Below are 19,919 nucleotides of genomic sequence, written 5' to 3'. Positions count from 1 at the left end.
AGGCAAGTGAAAATGGATAAATTCTTAGTAAACATGGCAGTAGTAAAAGTTAATTGGGACGAATCTCAAGGCGACATTCTAGATAATTACATACCTTTAATAGCATACACACTTGGTCAAATGAAAGATGACATAGTTTCCATTGAAGAATTTAAAGTTAAATTTCAAGAATCAGTTGACTTCACAATCCCCACTGGAGCAATTATTACTTTACTAAAGAGAGCAGCAAGAAAGCATAAATATCTTAAATCAAGTGACCAGGGAACATTCAATATAGACAAAGGGAAAATAGATAACAATGATTTTGTTCAGAAAAGAGATTCTGAGCAAAGAAAATTCAACCAACTAAAAGAAAAGTTTATAAAATACTGCAAAGAAAATCTAAATGTAGATATAAAGAAAGAAGAAGCAGATGAATACTTCTTCGATGTTTTATTTGAAATATCCCCTCAATTATTTTCTAGCGTCTCTAACATTGAAAACATTAAAGTTGAAGTAAGTGAACAGAAAAAATACTTGGTAAGCAACTTCATTTCACATGTAAACAAAGCAGATCAAACCTCTTTTGAATCAATTATCTCTTTTGTGAGAGGAGCAATGTTGACTGAAACATTTTTTTATTCTCATCCATCAGAAATTAAAAACAAGATGAGGAAAGTGCAAGTTTTTTTTGACACTCAATTTCTTCTTAGGGCACTTGGATATGCTGATTCTGCAATAGTTACGCCATGTAAAGAATTGATTGAAATGCTCAGTACTATGTCTGTCAAAATGCATTGCTTTAAACATACCTATGATGAAATTCATAAAATTCTATACGCCGCTGCTTCGAGACTCAGACAACATGGAAGATTAAAATCAAGCCGACCTGGAGATGTATTTGACTACTTTAACCGATTAAATTGGTCGACTTCAGATGTAGAGTTAGAACTTGCAAAGTTAGAGAGAAACCTAAACGATATAGGCGTTTTTGTTGAAGATAAACCACCTCATAATGAAAAGCACTCTATTGATGAAAAAAAGCTAGCAGAAGAAATTCAAAAAGAAATACCTAATCAGTCTGAAGAATCTAGAAATCATGACATTGATTGCCTTGCATCAATTTTTCGCCTTAGATGCGGTAAAAAGCAAGACTATTTAGAGTCATGTATTGCAATTTTCATAACGACAAATGCAGCTATATCTAGAGCATCTACGTCTTTTTTTAACAAGGAATACGGAGCGTCAAATGCATCAATTTGTATGGCAGATCAAGTCTTCACTACCTTGATATGGCTAAAAACTGTTAAAAAGGCTCCTGACATGCCAAAAGATAGACTAGTTGCTACGTGTTATGCAGCTACTAGGCCCTCAGAAAAATTATGGGAAAAGTATGTTGCAGAAGCTGAAAGATTGAAGGAAAAAGGAAGCATAAAAGAAGAGGATTTTGCTGTATTAATTCATAGCCTAGAAGCAAGAAATCGGCTCATGTATTTAACACTGGGGGAAAATGAAATAGTTCAAGGTACTGTAGAAGACGTACTTAACACAGCAAAACAACATTACATAAATGACATAACAAAAGAATTACATGATGAAAAAGAAAAAAATGATTGCCAAATAAAAAGAATTGTCAGCTTCTCAAATAAAATTGGTGAAATAACAAAGAAGACAGCATATTATTCACTACTTTTAATCTGGACGTCTCTACTTGCTTTTGGCCTGTTAGAAACGTCTCCTAAGTCAATTGTTTTTAATGAACTTCTCACACTTAACAGCGTGATTTTTATCACATTGACTATAATAACTATATTTAACTTACTTTTTGGGTTTAAAGTTATGGCTCTCTGTAAAGAGATTTCCATAAAAGTTGGAAGCAAAGCATCTGATTATATCGAGAAAAAGTTAAAAGCGTAAATATTAAATTAATTATAAATATCTTTTTCATCATCGCAGGCTGTTTAAGTATGCTGGCATCGCTGCTGCATTTAGTATGTATTTGGGGTGGTCCGGATTGGTATCTCGCGATGGGTGCCGGCCAGGCGATGGCGGACCTGGCCGCTGCGGGTGATCTTTTCCCTACGCTGGTCACTGCATTTATCGCTGTCGTGCTTGCACTGTGGGGCGTATATGCTTTCTCCGGTGCAGGCGCTATTATTAAACTCCCGTTTCTAAAAACCGTTCTGGTACTTATCACCAGTGTTTACCTGCTGCGTGGCGTCGCGGGGTTGTTTGCGCCCTTTGTGACCACCTCGCCAATGATACAGCAAAATTCCATTACCTTCTGGCTGGTCAGTTCACTGATATGTTGCGTATATGGGGCCTTTTACTTGTTGGGCACAATCAGGCTTTGGGGTGAAAATACTCACCCCTGAAGCGCGGTATTTTGTTGCTTTTAACACAAAAATCCGTGCAAAAAAACAACCGAACCATGCCTTTTTCGTATCCTCTTTTTTTCCTATCACTGCTACCTTATTTCGGTGCTTTTGGCGAGTTCTTTCAGGGAATAGCCCTTAGCAAGGAAGCAGAATGATGTGTCTTACCCAGCAACAAACTGAATAAACAAACGCACATCACTGCGAAAAAATGGATGACGTCTCTTTGGTCAATTGGAATGGTCAAGCTTATGAAAACACCTATTTACGCAACTCTCACTGCCGGGGCGATGGCGCTCGGTTTATCACTTCCTCTGCTGGCAGCAAGCAGCGATAACGCCAACTCAGGCGTGGGGATTAATCTCACTGGTATTAATTACTGGTCAAGTCAGTGGACCACGCTGGATGTGATGAAGCATGCCTCTAACGGCAGTGGCCAGCTGTGGGCAACCAGTAATGCTCACACCTGGGAATTTAACACCGGCGATCAGGCATTACTGGACTTGGACGAGCAAGGCTGGCCGCGGTCTTTACCTGCGGACTCACCCGACTCGCCATTTCACTATGTCACCACCATTATCTATCACGATAACCCGCACCATCCGGTCGGCGAGTTTGTGATCTTGTACGAGGGTGAAGGCGAGCTCTATTACTCGGGCCCGGAACTTATCAGCTCAGCGCCCGGACGCGACGTGGTGCGCATGACTGCAAACAGTTTCTTCCATTTGCAGATCCATGCCACCGACCCAAACAATACCGGCAACCATCTGCGCAATATCCGTATCATAGCCCCGGGCGGCAGTTGCAGTGACGCAGCTACTGATTACGCCGCCAGCGCGGCGGACTGTGCCAGCCCTGAGCAGTTTGTCTCGTTCGAGCACAGCTATCAGGAACGGATATTCCATCCACTCTTTTTGGATGACATGCGCCAGTTCCGTACTTTGCGCTTTATGCAGCTGCTGAGCACCATAGACAACCCGGTTCAGCACTGGACGCAGAGAAATCAGTACGATTACGCCAGCTGGGCCCTCAATGGTGGCAGTCCCTATGAAGTAGCCATTGCCATGAGTAACAAGCTGGGTGCCGAGCCCTGGTACACACTCCCGGTTCGGATAGATGATGACTATATCCGCCAGTTTGCGCGGCTGCTGAAAACGCAAAGCCAGGGGGATTCTGCAATTTATGTGGAGTTTGGAAACGAGTTGTGGAACAACGCCTGGCCATATATTTTCGATGGCTTGTATCTCGAAGAGCAAGGCAAAGCCCTGTGGCCCAACACCAGTTACCACGATATTGAATATCGCATGAACTACTACGGGCTGCGCAGCACGCAGATGTGCGACATCATTAAAACTGAGTTTGCCGAGGAAGCACAGCGCATACAATGCGTGATGGGCGGCCAGACCGGCGTGCCCTGGATCAGCGAGCAGGCACTGAACTGCCCGATTCACGCAGCGGGCGTGGGCCAGCGCTGTGCCGACAATATGGATGTACTGGCGGTGGGCAGCTACTTTGCCGGTTACTTTGCCGACCAAAAATACCTGCCCATTTTACAGGGCTGGGCCAGTGAAGGGGCCGAAGGTCTCAACAAGCTGTTTGAGGAAATGGACTCGGGCGTACTGTATGGCCTGACCTATAACCCCGATGAACCACCCTGGTGGCAGGCACCTGAGCATGGCGCGCTGGCACAAGCCAGAGACAATATTCAGGGCAACCTGGCACTGGCCCAGCAGGATGGCCTGATGCTGGCTGCCTATGAGGGTGGCCAGCATCTCACCTATGCCGGGGATATTCGCGATGGCCGCGATACCATAAGCGAGGCATTATTCCTGAGCGCCAATCGCGATCCGCGCATGGCTACCGCCTTTACCAACCACCTGAACGATTGGCAAGCGTCTGGTGCCGGGCTATACGTGGTGTTTGAAAGCATAGGGCGCTGGGACAGCTGGGGTGCATTTCCGCTTAAGGAATATCAGACTCAGACCCGTGAGCAGGCGCATAAATACGATGCCGTGCTGAACTTTATCGAGCAGACGCCCTGCTGGTGGACTGGGTGCGAGCAAAGCATACAAAGTGGTAATACACAGAGCGTCCCCGCAGGTGAGGGCTCACCTCAGGCCGCGATGTTGAACCTGAGCTCTTCAGCCTTGTTTGGCAGCAATGGCGTTGGTCTGAGCTGGCAATTCATTGATGTTCCCGAGATACCGGTGAAGTTTCAGGTCTATCGCGATACGCAACTGATCTGGCATACCACCGCCAACAGCTACGAAGATCACTGGCTCCCGCTTAATCAGGCCTACCACTACCAGGTTCGTGCTGTACACAGCGACACGGGCACACTGGTGGCAGAGGCAAGCCTGAATACCAAAGCCGGTGACAGCGAGCCACCTACGACACCCGCTCAGTTCAGTGTGCAGTCGGATGGCGCTTATGGCGCAACATTACAATGGCAACCAAGCGCGGATAATCAAGGCATTCGCTTTTACAAGATTATCCGCAACGGCCAGCCCTATACCCTGAGTAATGAGGCACGCTTTGAGGACCCCTGGCCGCCCAAAGGTGAAGTCAGCTATCAGGTTATCGCCGTCGACCTGGCTGGCAATCAATCAGATGCCTCGCCTGTCGGCACCCTGATTATTCAGTAATATACGCAGACTGCCAGTATCAACTGGCAGTCTGTACCAGCGAGCAAAGCCTCGTTTTTTTGCGCTTTAACTACCTAAAACAGCCACACCAGCCAAAACAAACCACCCAAAACAACACCTTATTGATTGGTTTGTCATCAATCTGACATTTTTTCAAATTTTTTACTAAAGAAGTCACACAGCCGGACGATACACTAATCATGGCAGGTAGCGACTATCTCTTCCATCGCCATGACTTTAAAAGCTTTATCAACTTATACCCCAAGATAGTGCTAATCGATACGGCTCGTTCCTGGTTTTTTGGCTTTGAACGAGCAATCCCTTTTTCCATGCTAAAACAGCCACAAAAGCACTGTATCATTAGACGTTAACTTATGGTTTTAGGTAAATCTCATGCTTTGTCGTATAAATGGGAATCGTCCAGCAGCTGTGCCAGCAGGTTATTAATAAACTGATTATCAAGCCTGCCTAGTGAGTCATGTAACTGCGCCAACCTCTGATCTCTTTCACTAACCACCGGATCGGTGATCGGCTTATCTGACTCATTTGATATCTGTTGTGAATCGCCAGCTTCGGAGGCTTCGTTTTGCTGCGCTTTTATTGGATCGTATACAGCGTATATTGTGCCGTTGCGTTGTTTGGCTTGCACTTGTCTCTGGTGCGCAAGGTCAAATGCCAATGAATTTAGCTCTTTTAATGACTGGGGAGTGACATCCATACTCATATAGGCATTGCCCAGCTCTTGCTTATCCCGCTCGTCGAGAAACGACATGATATCACCAAACGCTGCGTTGACATTGCCCTCAGGGAGAGGGTTAATTTTGAGAGATGCTGCAACATCTAAAGTCATTTCTTCCAGAGTTTTTTCATTGACCACTAATTCCGGATACTGCTGCGTCATAGCACTGTTGAGTGACTGACGCACAATATCAAGCCTTTGCTCATAAGCAATATATTTAGGTGGTACCGCCTCTTGAAGGCTCTGCACTGTGAAAGACATTAAGCCCTGAATATCATGGGCATCGGTACTGAGTGTTGAAGTGGAGGCCTGGTTAACAGCAGATCCTGAAGGGTGTGCATCTGGCACTTTTGCCTGCGCCGATTTGCCCGTTGCCGGGAGTGCCGTTGCGGGTGAGTCTGGTTTCGACGGGTTGATATTCAGCATCCTTGACCTCCGTTGTGTGATTAATAAGTGTAGTCGATGGTGATTGTATTCTTTACATCATAATCCCAATAAGCATGGTAGCTGCCGCCTTCCAGAGTATAGGTCAGTACTAACTCGCCTCTGGCTTCTAAACCATCGAAGTAATCAACTGACCCGCTGTTACTGCTAGAAATATCCATGCATTTAAAATCATAGTTCGAGTACTGGCGTCGGTAACATAGCTCAACTTTCTGATTATCATAGCCATTTGTATAGTCATGATAATTCCAGGAAACTTTGGTAATTTTGGTTCCACTTCTGGGGATTTTTAGGTCTCTGTACCCCATGCTCGCATACCCTGTACTAAAGTAGATAGTGTAACCACCCCGTTCAATAACAGACTGACCGGTAGCAGCGAAAGTGGAGCCTGAAACAGCAGCCGCAGCCAGGCAAAGTGGTAAGATAGCTTTTTTCATAAATTGATCCTCCTTGGATACTTAATAGGTGCTTTAAAGCAAATAAGCTGGGGGTGATTATGAGTATTTTAATATTTAAGTTCAAGCCTTTATTATGAGTTATAACAGGAATATCAATAAAAAGGCACGAAAATGATGTGACTTAATTACCAAAGGACAATACCTGAGACAACCATATTGAGCAGACACAATAATACCAAGCAAAGTCACCGTAACAGGCACACAGGCACACAGGCACACAGGCACACAGGCACACAGGCACACAGGCACACAGGCACACAGGCACACAGGCACACAGGCACACAGGCAGCCTATATCCTTAAGCGCTTAAAAATCCAAAGCAGAATTTTAAAGGATAACGCGTAAAGCGAGATGAATAAGACAAAGGCACACCCAAACACCGCCAACGTCACATCACCGGAGTACTCTTTTATTGGTCCATTAGGATCAACCCCAAATACTATCGCAATTTTACTACTCAAAATTATAAAGACATAGGTGACGACACCGACATTTATTATATGAAATAAGGCCCGAAGCCTTCTGCCCCCTTCGGTTCTGGCATCTGAAATTTTTAATGAGTTCATTATTGGCACTCTGAATGATCTTTACTCAGCATATCCGCTGCGGTGACAACGATTGCAGCCCAACACCATAAGCTTCCTCACCTTGCCTAAAGGGCGACCTTGCAAGCGAGCAGCCTATATCCTTAAGCGCTTAAAAATCCAAAGCAGAATTTTAAAGGATAACGCGTAAAGCGAGATGAATAAGACAAAGGCACATCCTAAAACAGCAAGTATAAGCTCTCCTGGATATTCTCTGCCTGGTATATTTGGATCAACACCAAGTGCTATCGAAATTTTATGAGTCAAAATTGTAAATACATAACTTATGACACCGACATTTATTATATGAAATAAGGCCCGAAGCCTTCTGCCCCCTTCGGTCCTGGCATCTGAAATTTTTAATGAGTTCATTTTAACTTGTTTTACAAAGTATCCGGTTTGTCTTTGCTAGGCGCTTTTTAAGTGCGCAGAACCCGGCTTAGTGGATATAAGGCTGATAAAAACAAAAAGGCACATGCAAAATGCATATGCCTTTTTTGACCGCGCTGTGAAGCGCGAATAGCGTTAAGCTTTACGCCAGGTGGTTTTACCGGCGCTGTCTTCCAGCACCACGCCCATGGCTGTTAAGGCGTCGCGGGCAGCGTCGGCTGCGGCCCAGTCTTTATTCTCACGGGCAGTTTTACGCTGCTCGATCAGGGCTTCGATTTTTGCCACTTCGTCTTCGTCCTGGTCACCATGTAAAAAGGCTTCCGGATCTTGCTGAGCAATACCCAGCACTTCTGCCAGCTTCACCAGAATAAAGGCATGTTCGCCCGCCGCTTTGGCATCTGAGTCTTTCAGCAGGTTGACTTCTTTGGCCAGTTCAAAAATCACAGGCAGTGCTTCAGGGGTATTGAAATCATCGTTCATAGCCGCTTCAAAACGTGTAACGAACGGATTGCCCGCCAGTTCTGTCTCAACCAGTTCAACACCACGCAGAGCCGTGTAAATACGCTCTAATGACGAACGAGCCTGCTCCAGGTTCTCCTGTGAGTAGTTTAGCTGACTACGATAATGGCCGTTGATAAGGAAATAACGCACGGTTTCACGGTCATACGCTTTGAGTACTTCACGTACGGTAAAGAAGTTGCCCAATGATTTAGACATCTTCTCTTTATTGACCTGTACCATACCGGTGTGGATCCAGGTATTGACGTAACGACCATTGTTGGCGCAGCATGACTGCGCAATCTCGTTTTCATGATGCGGGAACTGCAAATCCGACCCACCACCGTGAATATCAAAGAACTCGCCCAGGTGCTTAGAGCTCATCGCGCTACATTCAATATGCCAGCCCGGACGACCTTCACCCCAGGGTGATGTCCAGCTGGGCTCGCCGGCTTTGGCTTTTTTCCACAGCACAAAATCCAACGGATCATCTTTGCCTTCAGCCACTTCAACGCGCGCGCCCGCCTGAAGCATATCCAGGTCCTGCTGAGACAGCTGACCATATGCTTCAAAGGTCGACACATCAAATAATACATCGCCATTTTTTGCTACATAGGCATGGCCTTTTTCGATCAGACGTTCAATCATCACTATGATTTCGTCCATATGACCGGTTACAGTCGGCTCAATGTCCGCAGGCAGAATGTTCAGTGCCTCGAAGTCCTCGTGCATGGCCTTGGTCATACGTACTGTCAGCGCATCGATCTCTTCGTTGTTCTCAGCAGCACGCTTGATAATTTTGTCGTCCACGTCCGTAATATTACGTACATAAGTAACCTGATAGCCTAAGTGGCGCAGGTAACGGTTCATCACGTCGAAAGAGACATATGTACGGGCGTGGCCTACATGGCAGAAGTCATAAATAGTGATACCACACACGTACATGTCTACTTTGCCTTCCACAAGCGGTTTAAACTCAGTCTTTTGACGTGTTAGTGTGTTGTAGATCTGCAACATGTAGCTTTATTCCTAAAATTTATCCAAATTCTCAGCAATCATATCACTTGCACCGCTTTGGCTCTATAGAAAATCCCGTCCAAATAGAATGAAAAAGTAACAGTTAGTTGACAATTTAGCCGCTCACCCTCTGAGGGACTTTGTAGTTATGAATTTGTGCTATAAAATAGGCTCCTAATATGAAATATGTAAATCAAGGACCTGTTATGGTTGTTTTACAAACAAACTTTGGCGACATCAAAATTAACCTGTTTGCTGACAAAGCGCCGGCAACGGTTGAGAACTTTTTAAAGTACGTTGAATCTGGTTTTTATAACGGCACTATCTTCCACCGTGTTATCGACGGCTTTATGGTTCAGGGCGGCGGCTTTGAGCCGGGCATGGACCAAAAAGAAGTGGGTGCGCCGGTTAAAAACGAAGCCAACAATGGCGTTGCCAATAAAACAGGCACGCTGGCGATGGCACGCACGCCAGATCCTCACTCTGCCACTGCACAATTCTTTATCAATGTGAACGATAACGACTTTTTGAACTTCAGCAGTGAAACCGCACAAGGCTGGGGTTACTGTGTATTCGGTGAAGTGGCCGAAGGCATGGACATCGTTAACAAGATCAAAGGTGTTGCAACGGGATCTGCTGGCTTCCATCAGGACGTTCCGCTGGAAGACGTTGTGATCGAAAAAGCGTTTGTTGCCGAATAAGCGACCGCTTTATTGATTGTGAGGTGTGTACATTCAACGCTTGTATGAGCTGTGCATGCCTCTGTCCCTTTCCCTCGCTCTAATCTGAAGTTGTCTCCATGCGCAAAAGCTACTTTATTTCTGATCTGCATTTAACCGAACATCGCCCTGATATCACCGCCGCTTTTTATCGTTTTCTTGAGCAGCATATGCAAGATGATGTGGATGCCTTGTATATCCTAGGCGACTTTTTCGAGGTCTGGATTGGGGACGATGAAGGTAATCCACTGGCACTTGAGATAGCCACTAAACTGCGTGCGATCTCCGAGCGTGGTATTAAACTGTTCTTTATTCATGGCAATCGAGATTTCCTGGTTGGTCAGCGCTACGCCGAACTGTGCGGTATGACTTTGTTGCCAGAGCAAGCGGTGATCGATCTTTATGGCACTCCCACCGTGATTTTACACGGCGATGAAATGTGTACCCAGGACGAGATCTATCAGAAGTTTCGTAAGAAAAGCCGCGGCTGGTGGTGGCCAAGGCTGATGTTGTCTATGCCGCTGTGGTATCGACGCCGGGTGGCGCGCAATGCAAGAGAAAAGAGCAAACAAAGTCAGATGGGCAAAGCCCCTGAAATCTTAGATGTAACCGAAGAAGCCGTACTGGCAATGTTCGACCGCCATCAGGTCAGCAATATGATCCATGGCCATACACATCGGCCAAATGTCCACCACTACAATGACAAAACACGTACCGTGTTGGGCGACTGGTATAGTCAGAGCTCTTATTTGGTGGCCACTGAGCAAGGCCTGACCCTCACTCAGCATCCTTTTTCAGACTAACCCTGTCAGTTCATGCAGCCTGTAGCGGCGCACCACTATGAAATTTAAAGTCGCTGTCTGGCGTTAAGATCAGATCATTTTCAATGGCTTTGAACTCGGCGACACGTGCTGCGATATCAAATCGCTGCGGATCAGTCGCATCGGCCACCTGCTGTGCCAGCTCCAGATAGTCCTGATAATGACGTGCTTCCGAGCGCAACAGCGAGACATAAAAGCGCCCAATGTCCGGCTCCAGGTAAGGGGCAAGTTTCGCAAAGCGCTCACAGGAGCGGGCCTCGATAAAGGCACCTATAATCAACTTATCAATCAACGCGGCTGGCTCAAACGTACGCACATGCTTGATCATGCCAGAGGCATAACGAGAGGCATTGAGGCTCTGAACCCGTAACCCTTTCTCGTTAATGATATCCAGCACCTGCTCGAAGTGGTGTAACTCTTCTTTGATCAATCGCACCATTTTATCCAGTATATCCTGGTTATAGGCGTACTCGGGCTTAGCGGTTAGGCTACCGATGAGTTCATTCTTGCTGGCGCTAAACTGACCATCGCCAATTTTACGATAGACAAAGTCTTCATAGGGCTTGATCCAGCTAAGCAGAGTTTTGGCTGAGGCATTGTCTACCGCATATTTACGGATTAAAAATGCCGCGCTCTGGGCCGCTTTGAGCTCACAGTGCATATGGTCGACCAACAGGGCTTGCAGATGCTCCGGCTTTTTCGCTTCATCGATCCAGCTGTCGGGAGTTTCACAACCCAGAAACTGATAAATAGGTGCCAACAGTTCGGCATACTTCTCTAACATGTCTCAGATAATCATTCGCAAAAAAATTATCCCTATTCTACCACAAGCGTGCCAAGTGGCACTATGAACGCCCGCCGTTTACCACAAGTTTGTGCCAGATCAAAGACGCTGGGATTTCAGAATTGTTTCTTGACAAAAATTAACCAATCTTTCATAACTTAAATGATGTTGTATAAATTTCATACTTACAGGCGTCGCCAGTGGCCCCGTTTTTATGGTGATTACGCAGCTTAGCCTCATCGCACTGTGATGTTACTGAGCTGTTATATAAGACAAGGACTGCACCCGTGATCGCCGGGTAATCTGAACGCGTCAGACAACAATCTTTTTTGAGGGGCTCGTTATGATTTTAAATCATCTGTGGGGCTTATATGCCCACCCAATCGAAGAGTGGCAAACCATAGACAATCGCCACGAAAGCGCTACGTACAGTTTATCTCACATTGCCTTGATTGCCCTGATCCCCAGTTTAATGGGCTACTATTCCTCTGTGTATCTGGGCTGGAAAATCGGCACTGGCGACGATGTGTTTCTCACCCATAACAGTGCCATGCTGATAGGCATTGCCATGTACTTTGCGCTGATCATCGGCGTGTTTGCCCTGTCTTATCTGGCTCACTGGATGGCGGTGACATTCGGTGCTAAACCCACTTATACACAAACGCTGGAGCTCTCTGCCTATACCGCCACACCGGTCTTTATGTCGGCCTTTGCTGCTTTCTATCCGGAATTGTGGTTTGTGGTCTCGGTGGGGCTCGCTGCCCTTGCCTACTCGGTCTACCTGCTTTACACCGGCGTTCCTATTCTGATGCACATACCTGAGGAGCGTGGCTTTATCTATGCCAGCTCAGTGGTCACTTGTGGTTTGGTATTATTGGTAATTATTTTGGCTGCAACAGCGATATTGTGGACGAATGGGATAATCAGTCCTACATTTACCTAGGGAGCGGGCTTATGCCCCTTAATGGTGCGTAGGTCAGCTCGCTTCCTTTGCTTTTATCCTATAGAAATCTAACAAAAAGGGCCGCAATCGCGGCCCTTTTTTTAAACATGTTAGGCTAATTTACTCGCCTTCACCCGTTTCCTGATTGTGCAGCTCAAGGCTTGCCGACATGGCTTTTTCACGTGTCGATTTTGCCGAGTCATTACGCAGTGCATCAATACGATTCAGGTAATCCTGGTTTACATCACCAGTAATGTACTGACCATCAAAAACGGAGGTTTCAAAGCGAGTGATCTCTGGGTTTTCCAGTGCCACCGCGTCTTTCAGATCAGAGATTGACTGATAGATCAGGCCGTCTGAGCCGATGCTGGCATTGATGTCTTCTACATCACGGCCGTGAGCAATCAGCTCTGCAGCCGATGGCATATCGATACCGTACACATTCGGGAAGCGCACTTCCGGTGCAGCCGAAGCGAAGTAGACATTCTTTGCACCCGCATCACGCGCCATTTCAACAATTTGCGCCGATGTCGTACCGCGAACGATTGAATCGTCAACCAGTAGTACATTTTTGCCGGCAAACTCTCGGTCGATGGCATTTAGCTTACGACGTACCGACTTTTTACGCTGTTCCTGACCAGGCATGATGAAAGTACGGCCGATATAGCGGTTTTTAACAAAACCCTGACGATAAGGAAGCTCTAGCACCGATGCGATTTCGAGCGCGATATCGCAAGATGTCTCCGGAATTGGGATAACTACGTCAATGTCTTTGTCGGCCCATTCGCGTTTGATCTTCTCACCCAGCTTAGTACCCATATTGACACGGGTGGCATAGACCGACATATTGTCGATGTTCGAATCCGGACGAGCAAAGTATACAAACTCAAAAATACACGGCGCGTGCATGGTTTTGTTGGCACAGATCTGCGAATGGAACTGACCGTCTTCAGTCACATAGATGGCTTCGCCTGGTGCCACATCTCGAACAAATTCAAACCCGTCGATAGACAATGCCACGCTCTCAGACGCAAACATGTATTCAACGCCACGTTCAGTTTCACGCTTACCGAATACCAAAGGACGAATACCGTGCGGGTCACGAAACGCCAGAATACCATGGCCGATGATCATAGCAATGGTGGCGTACCCACCCGACACTTGCTGGTTCACTTCGCTGATAGCGTTAAACATATCAGCAGGTTCCAGCTTCATTTTGTCGCTACGTCCTAGCTCATACGCCAGAATATTCAGCAGCACTTCTGAGTCAGACGTCGTGTTGACGTGACGGCGTGCCTTAGTGAACAAACGCTCTTTCAGCTCTTCCGCATTGGTTAAATTACCGTTGTGCGCCATGGCGATACCAAACGGTGAATTCACATAAAAAGGCTGTGCTTCCGCTGAGCTGGAAGAACCGGCTGTCGGATAACGCACATGGCCGATGCCAATGTTACCCTGCAGACGCTTCATGTGACGGGTGTGAAACACGTCTTTGACCAGGCCATTGGCCTTGCGTAAGCTGAACGTATTGTTGTCAATGGTAATGATGCCGGCTGCATCTTGGCCACGGTGTTGCAAAACAGTTAAGCCGTCATAAATCGCCTGATTTACAGGAGATGTTCCGACTATCCCAACGATACCACACATTAAAAATTTCCTCGCCGATTAACGGTTTGCTGAATTCAAAAAGCTTGAGTTATGTTCTAGATAGGAAAAAAACCATTCTATTACAAAGCCAAATTCAGGGATTACTTGGGATGCCTGCCACCACGATGTATCGGGGGCTTTGGTGAAGGCATCCAGAAAAAACAACGCGGCGCTAACGACCAGCACGCCCCGCATCGCACCGAACACTATGCCAACCAGGCGATCGGTACCAGACAAGCCCGTACGCTGTACGAGTTCACCTAAGATATAATTGACAAACCCACCTAACACAAGTGTCGCAATAAAAAGTATGGCGATTGCGGCGGCATTTCTTAAAAGGGGTTCTGAAATGAAGGTCAGGAAGGTTGCAAGGTATTGGTAGAATAAACTAGATATGAAAAAGGCGCCGATCCAAACCACGAGTGACATGGTTTCTTTCACAAAACCTCTCATCAGGCCAAACAGTGTCGAGATACCGACAATTGCAAAGATGGCGTAATCAACCCAGATCATATAAACCAATAAGTCGTTAATTTGGGGCGCATTCTATAAGACACGCCCATCAATTACCAGATCATTTTACCACGGTAAATTGAGTAAGGCGGCCGTTTAACTTAGTTAATTTCTTTAATTCTGGGAGCTTAGCTTCCAGTTTAGCTTTATTTAAATCTGGTCCGACAAATACTTTGGTCAGGGTACCATTGGGTGTTTTCACCGGCCGGGTAAACGTCTTAAAGCCATTCTTGGTGAGTTTTTTAGTCAGTGCTTCAACATTTGATTTATGTGAGAAACTACCAAGCTGAATGACATAGGCCATCTGCGTAAAGTTGGAAGACTCGGGACGTGCCAACGGCTCACTTTTCACCTCAGGCGCAGTGCTGGGCTTAGCAGGCAGCTCTGTGGATGGCTGAGTTGATTCAGGCTTACCTTCCCCCTTATTGTCCGCAACCTCGACCACAGGCGACTCCGCTTGTTGCTCGCCTTGTGTGTCGTCCTGCAGCTCGTTAGATATTAGCGCAGAACTGAGTTGGTCGTCATCGGCACTGATGTCTTCTACCACCTCTTCCATTGGCTCTGTTGCCAGTGATGCGCGTTCATCTATGCGCGTTTTTAGCTCAATGGTCGAGAACTCAGGACGCTCAGGGATAGGCTTAAACCCTTCCTTATAGTGGACTTTTTCGCCATCCAAAATATTAGGTATAAACACCACCGCCGCTATCACTACGATGCTGGTGCCGACCAGTCGGTTAATAAATCCTGAGTTCACAACTATTGCTCTCTACTTTTGCCAGTACTGCATGGCCGCGGCCACGGTCACAAACGAGCCGAATATAATCAGTGCTGTGTCCTGGTGTTGCTGAGGAAGCAGACTTTGCAGGGCCGAGTCGACACTCGGGAATACCTGACTGTGCTCACTGTGCGGTGCAGGCAACATTGTCAGCAGCTGCTCTGCTCTTTCGCCACGGGGACCTTCCAAAGACGCACAGCTCCACTTCTCAACCACATCTGACAGGGCATCAATCACGCTCGCTTTATCCTTATCAGCAAGCATAGCGACTAAGGCATGAATTTTAAAGCCCTGATTTTTCAAACGCAATAATTGCGTTCTAAGGTAACGCGCTGATTCAGGGTTATGTGCCACATCGGTGTAAATTAAAGGCTGTTGACTGAGCTGCATAAACCGGCCTTCCACTTGTAACCCGGACAGAATTTGCTTTATCTGCTCGACATCAGGTAATAAGTTCAGTCTGGCAAGGAGCGTTAACGCTGTTGCCACGTTTTGCGCAGGGATGGCAGGCTGTGCCAATGTCAGGTCGTGCTCACCATATTGCCAGCGCAATCCGTCAGGCAAAGGAGTAAAGTGGAAATCGCGTTTTGACAGGATCAATTCTGCCTTAATTTCCTCACCATACTCGGTCACGGTATGTGGAATATCCAGGTCGCCTACGATAGCAGGTGTGTCTGTGCGGAAAATTCCCGCTTTATCATAGCCTACCAACTCACGGGTATCACCCAGAAACTCTTTATGATCAAGGTCGATAGTGGTGATCACGCTTGCATAAGGCGTTACAATATTGGTTGCATCAAAGCGGCCACCCAGACCCACTTCTAGTAACACATAATCTACCGCATGCTGTTTGAATAACCACAAGGCACCCAAAGTGCCATACTCAAAAAACGTCAATTCAACGTCGCCGCGCCCCTGATCTAAGGCATAAAAAGCGTCGACATGAGACTGATCGGGCAAGGTTTTACCATTGATGCGAACACGTTCGTTGTAGTGGATAAGATGCGGAGAAGCATAAGTACCGACGCTGTAACCCTGTGCCAGCAACATGGCTTCCAAACAACGCGCTGTGGTGCCTTTACCATTAGTGCCACCAATCAGAATGATTTTACCGGGGCTATCAAGCAAGTCGATATTGTTCGCAGCCTTAGCAACGCGCTCCAGGCCCATCGAGATGTTGGCGGGGTGTAACTGCTCTAAATAACAAAGCCAATCACTCAAAGAAGATGATTGGCTTGGTGTAGTCTTTGACATAGTGCGCTCAATTTAGAAAATTTTACGCTACTCTATGCTCTTGTTCGGTAGAAGGCAAGTTCATGAACTTAGCCAGGATACGTGCCAACGAGTCACGCATTTCACGACGGTCAATGATCATATCAATGGCACCGTGTTCCAGCAGGAATTCACTACGCTGGAAGCCTTCTGGTAAAGTTTCACGTACCGTTTGTTCGATAACACGTGGCCCTGCAAAGCCAATCAGAGCTTTAGGCTCAGCCACATTAATGTCACCCAACATAGCAAGTGATGCTGATACACCACCCATTGTCGGGTCAGTCATCACAGAGATAAACGGCAAACCACGCTCGCTCATTTTAGCCAGAGCCGCACTGGTTTTAGCCATCTGCATCAAAGACATTAAAGCCTCTTGCATCCGTGCACCACCTGACGCTGAGAAACACACCAGCGGCATATTGTGCTCAAGACACTCATTCACGGCATCGACAAAGCGTGCACCCACCACAGAGGCCATTGAACCACCCATAAAAGAGAACTCAAACGCCACCGCGGCAACCGGGATCCCTTTTAGGGAGCCTTTCATGGCTACCAGCGCATCTTTCTCGCCACTGACTTTTTGCGCAGCAGTGATGCGGTCAGAGTACTTTTTGGAATCTTTGAACTTGAGTACATCCTTTGGTTCGTGCTGAGTACCTAACTCAACGCGGCCACCCTCGTCTAAAAAGCTTTCCAGACGCTTACGTGCGCTGATCCGCATGTGATGATCACACTTAGGGCAGACGTGCAGTGACTTTTCCAATTCCGCTTTGTACAGGATTGAATCACAGTCCGTACATTTTGCCCAAACGCCTTCCGGGATCTCTTTTTTACCCGTTGATTTAGCCGTTTTAGGTAAGATTTTTTCTAACCAACTCATTTGCAACTCTCTTAGTGCTCATTCTGTGTCGCGATCTGCAAAAAGCAGACAGATTTTCTCAATTAAAACATGATTAAGACATCAGTGATATAAAAAACTGGTCTTAGTTGTCTCTTACGATTAAGACGCTCGCGCTCAGGTTTGCTTTAGTCATCGCTCAGCGTGATTAACGAATCGTTACCTCAGGTAGAAACAGAGGACCAGCTGGCGTTGTGGGGATCTGCCAGCGCTCAGGATAATCGACATCTACCAGATATAAACCATTCGGCTTCGCGGTAGCGCTGGCTTGTGTGCGGTCTTTAATACTCAGCAACTCAGCCATCCACTCTGGTGGGTATTTACCCACCCCAATGTCCATCAGGCACCCGGTGATATTACGTACCATATGGTGTAAAAATGCATTGGCTTTAACATCAATGACAATGTAATCACCAAACCGGTCAACCTGCAAGTGATGAATGTTACGACAAGGAGAATTTGACTGGCAATGTACAGCACGAAAAGAAGAAAAGTCGTGCTCACCAATCATCACCGGGCACGCTGCCTGCATAAGCTCAGCATCCAGCGGATGATAGTAATGGGTTACCCCACTGCGTAAAATGCCCGGGCGATTGACGCTGTTATAAATCACATAACGATAACGTCTGGCCGTTGCACTAAAACGTGCACTAAACTCGTCATGGACCGGCGTCGCGTAGCGCACAGCAATATCGTCAGGCAGCTGAGAGTTGACGCCGAGTGTAAATGCTTTCATGTCCCGATCAGAATGGGTATCAAAATGGATCACCTGGCCCGTGGCATGCACACCCGCATCAGTGCGCCCGGCACAGACCACATCGACCTTATGGTTACAGATGCTAGACAGGGCTGTTTCCAGCTCCTCCTGAACACTATTTACATTACACTGACGTTGCCAGCCACTGTAATTGCCACCATTGTATTCAATACCCAAAGCTACACGCATAAACTACTCAAACTCTCATTTCGAACTTAGCCGCGCATTTTATGCGATCACCGCCAATAATACCAACATCATTGTCTCGTTGGCGTCTATGGTCTATTTGATCTGCTGTTTGAGTGCCTGTGCTTCTGACTGTACCGACTCAGGACCATTACTCAGGATTTCTTCAACGGCATTTTCTGCCGAGTCAAAGTCTCCAATTTCAATATATGCACGAACCAGATCCAGTTTGGCGGCGTATCCGTCTTCTTCCAGATCGACATCCGTGGCATTTTCACCGGCCAGTAGTTCTTCAAAATCGCCTAACCCAACATCCATATCTGGAGACTGATAGGGTTCTTCCTGGGTCGGCTCATCTTCACTTTGTGAGAGAAGATCGTCTATCTCAAGGAAATCCCCTTCACCCGCTGCTACGTCATCGGCACTTGCTTCGCCCCCAGACAGACTTTCTCCAGCGGGCTCGTCAATATCTTCAATTTCGAGGTCCTGTGCCAGTTCCTCGCTTAACAGCGCGTCAAAGTCTAGCTCGGTGTCTTCAGACAAGTTAACTTCCGACGTATCCGGCTCAGCAGAATCATCGAGCAAAGCACTGAAATCTGTTTCGTTCAGCTCTGCCAGAAACTCATCTTCAATGGCAGCTTCATCTATGTTTATCTCTGGTTCCGGCACATCATCATCGTCTTCCGCCAGGTCCGTTAATTCATCTAAAAATGCGTCCGGTTCTAATGCAAGTTCAGGTTCAGACAAGTCTTCCTCTGCCTGAGGACTGTTATCGTCAAGCCCGACAAGGTCTTCATCAGACAACATGAGATCAGATAAATCATCTTCCAGCTCTATTTCGCCATCCGGCTCTGAGTCCATTGCGGCAAGCGCATCTGCTTCGTCAAATTCCGGGAAGTCTTCGTCGGCCTGCGCTTCATCGCTTACTGTCGCTTCCTCTGGGGCTTGTTCCGCTGCGGGCTCTTCGACCTCAGGCTCTGCGTCCATCGTACTCAACGCGTTTTCTTCGTCAAACTCAGGGAAGTCTTCGTCGACCAGCGTTTCATCGCTTACTGCTGCTTCTTCAGCTTGCTCCGCTGCTGGCTCTTCGACTTCGGGCTCTGCGTCCATCGCACTCAACGCGTCTTCTTCGTCAAACTCTTGGAAGTCTTCGTCGGCCTGCGCTTCATCGCTTACCGTCGCTTCTTCTTGAGCTTGTTCCGCTGCTGGCTCTTCGACTTCGGGCTCTGCGTCCATCGCACTCAACGCGTCTTCTTCGTCAAACTCAGGGAAGTCTTCGTCGGCCTGAGCTTCATCGCTTACCGTCGCTTCTTCTTGAGCTTGTTCCGCTGCTGGCTCTTCGACTTCGGGCTCGGCGTCCATCGCAGCTAGCGCATCTTCTTCATCAAACTCAGGGAAGTCTTCGTCGGCCTGAGCTTCATCGCTTACCGTCGCTTCTTCTTGAGCTTGTTCCGCTGCTGGCTCTTCGACTTCGG

Annotated in this window: 17 protein-coding genes; 6 read left to right on the top strand and 11 right to left on the bottom strand. The window is 47.1% G+C overall.

Features of this window, described 5'->3' with window-relative positions:
* Positions 1 to 12: 12 nt before the first annotated feature.
* From ACXAH1_RS06960 to ACXAH1_RS06950, 3 genes are all read left to right on the top strand, one after another.
* Complete coding sequence (locus tag ACXAH1_RS06960; protein WP_475195169.1) at positions 13 to 1,896, top strand: hypothetical protein; 1,884 nt, start codon at positions 13 to 15, stop codon at positions 1,894 to 1,896.
* Between the two features lie 50 nt (positions 1,897 to 1,946).
* A complete protein-coding gene (locus tag ACXAH1_RS06955) occupies positions 1,947 to 2,354 on the top strand; it encodes a hypothetical protein (RefSeq protein WP_475195167.1) in 408 nt (135 codons plus the stop codon).
* A 251-nt stretch (positions 2,355 to 2,605) separates the two neighbouring features.
* Positions 2,606 to 4,999 carry a hypothetical protein gene (locus ACXAH1_RS06950; RefSeq protein WP_475195165.1) on the top strand — a complete coding sequence of 798 codons (2,394 nt, stop codon included), beginning with the start codon at positions 2,606 to 2,608 and terminating at the stop codon, positions 4,997 to 4,999.
* Positions 5,000 to 5,390: 391 nt separating this feature from the next.
* Here the strand turns inward: ACXAH1_RS06950 and ACXAH1_RS06945 are convergent, their stop codons facing one another.
* The 3 genes from ACXAH1_RS06945 to cysS form a co-directional block, all read right to left on the bottom strand.
* Positions 5,391 to 6,164, bottom strand: a complete 774-nt coding sequence (locus tag ACXAH1_RS06945; RefSeq protein ID WP_475195162.1) for a hypothetical protein — start codon at positions 6,162 to 6,164, stop codon at positions 5,391 to 5,393.
* 20 nt (positions 6,165 to 6,184) lie between these two features.
* On the bottom strand, positions 6,185 to 6,619 hold the full coding sequence (locus tag ACXAH1_RS06940; RefSeq protein WP_138546849.1) for a flagellar protein FlhE: 435 nt from the start codon (positions 6,617 to 6,619) through the stop codon (positions 6,185 to 6,187).
* Positions 6,620 to 7,749: 1,130 nt separating this feature from the next.
* Entirely contained in the window at positions 7,750 to 9,129 is a 1,380-nt protein-coding gene (cysS, locus tag ACXAH1_RS06935; RefSeq protein WP_475195159.1) for a cysteine--tRNA ligase, read from the bottom strand.
* A gap of 206 nt (positions 9,130 to 9,335) precedes the next feature.
* Here cysS and ACXAH1_RS06930 point away from each other — a divergent pair, with 206 nt between their 5' ends.
* Entirely contained in the window at positions 9,336 to 9,830 is a 495-nt protein-coding gene (locus ACXAH1_RS06930) for a peptidylprolyl isomerase (RefSeq protein WP_054016531.1), read from the top strand.
* 98 nt (positions 9,831 to 9,928) lie between these two features.
* Positions 9,929 to 10,651, top strand: a complete 723-nt coding sequence (locus tag ACXAH1_RS06925; protein ID WP_475195157.1) for a UDP-2,3-diacylglucosamine diphosphatase — start codon at positions 9,929 to 9,931, stop codon at positions 10,649 to 10,651.
* 10 nt (positions 10,652 to 10,661) lie between these two features.
* On the opposite strand, the gene miaE is transcribed toward ACXAH1_RS06925, so the two are convergent.
* Positions 10,662 to 11,453: a tRNA isopentenyl-2-thiomethyl-A-37 hydroxylase MiaE gene (miaE, locus tag ACXAH1_RS06920; RefSeq protein WP_475195154.1), complete on the bottom strand. Its 792-nt coding sequence runs from the start codon at positions 11,451 to 11,453 to the stop codon at positions 10,662 to 10,664.
* 343 nt (positions 11,454 to 11,796) lie between these two features.
* Here miaE and ACXAH1_RS06915 point away from each other — a divergent pair, with 343 nt between their 5' ends.
* Entirely contained in the window at positions 11,797 to 12,396 is a 600-nt protein-coding gene (locus tag ACXAH1_RS06915; RefSeq protein WP_054016528.1) for a Yip1 family protein, read from the top strand.
* A 120-nt stretch (positions 12,397 to 12,516) separates the two neighbouring features.
* On the opposite strand, the gene purF is transcribed toward ACXAH1_RS06915, so the two are convergent.
* The 7 genes from purF to ACXAH1_RS06880 all read right to left on the bottom strand — a co-directional run.
* A complete protein-coding gene (purF, locus tag ACXAH1_RS06910) occupies positions 12,517 to 14,043 on the bottom strand; it encodes an amidophosphoribosyltransferase (RefSeq protein ID WP_253043589.1) in 1,527 nt (508 codons plus the stop codon).
* Between the two features lie 18 nt (positions 14,044 to 14,061).
* On the bottom strand, positions 14,062 to 14,556 hold the full coding sequence (locus ACXAH1_RS06905) for a CvpA family protein (RefSeq protein WP_253043584.1): 495 nt from the start codon (positions 14,554 to 14,556) through the stop codon (positions 14,062 to 14,064).
* A gap of 61 nt (positions 14,557 to 14,617) precedes the next feature.
* Complete coding sequence (locus tag ACXAH1_RS06900; protein WP_475195148.1) at positions 14,618 to 15,310, bottom strand: SPOR domain-containing protein; 693 nt, start codon at positions 15,308 to 15,310, stop codon at positions 14,618 to 14,620.
* A 12-nt stretch (positions 15,311 to 15,322) separates the two neighbouring features.
* Positions 15,323 to 16,585: a bifunctional tetrahydrofolate synthase/dihydrofolate synthase gene (gene folC / locus ACXAH1_RS06895; protein ID WP_475195147.1), complete on the bottom strand. Its 1,263-nt coding sequence runs from the start codon at positions 16,583 to 16,585 to the stop codon at positions 15,323 to 15,325.
* A 22-nt stretch (positions 16,586 to 16,607) separates the two neighbouring features.
* Entirely contained in the window at positions 16,608 to 17,483 is an 876-nt protein-coding gene (gene accD, locus ACXAH1_RS06890) for an acetyl-CoA carboxylase, carboxyltransferase subunit beta (RefSeq protein ID WP_475195143.1), read from the bottom strand.
* A gap of 166 nt (positions 17,484 to 17,649) precedes the next feature.
* Complete coding sequence (gene truA, locus ACXAH1_RS06885; RefSeq protein WP_054016522.1) at positions 17,650 to 18,447, bottom strand: tRNA pseudouridine(38-40) synthase TruA; 798 nt, start codon at positions 18,445 to 18,447, stop codon at positions 17,650 to 17,652.
* A gap of 93 nt (positions 18,448 to 18,540) precedes the next feature.
* The coding region (locus tag ACXAH1_RS06880) for a FimV/HubP family polar landmark protein (protein WP_475195139.1) at positions 18,541 to 19,919 on the bottom strand (1,379 nt) is incomplete at its 5' end.

This window comes from Pseudoalteromonas sp. AWH4_217, assembly GCF_056161105.1.
The sequence above is the reverse complement of the archived record's forward strand: the minus strand, read 5'-3'. Positions and strand labels throughout refer to the sequence as shown.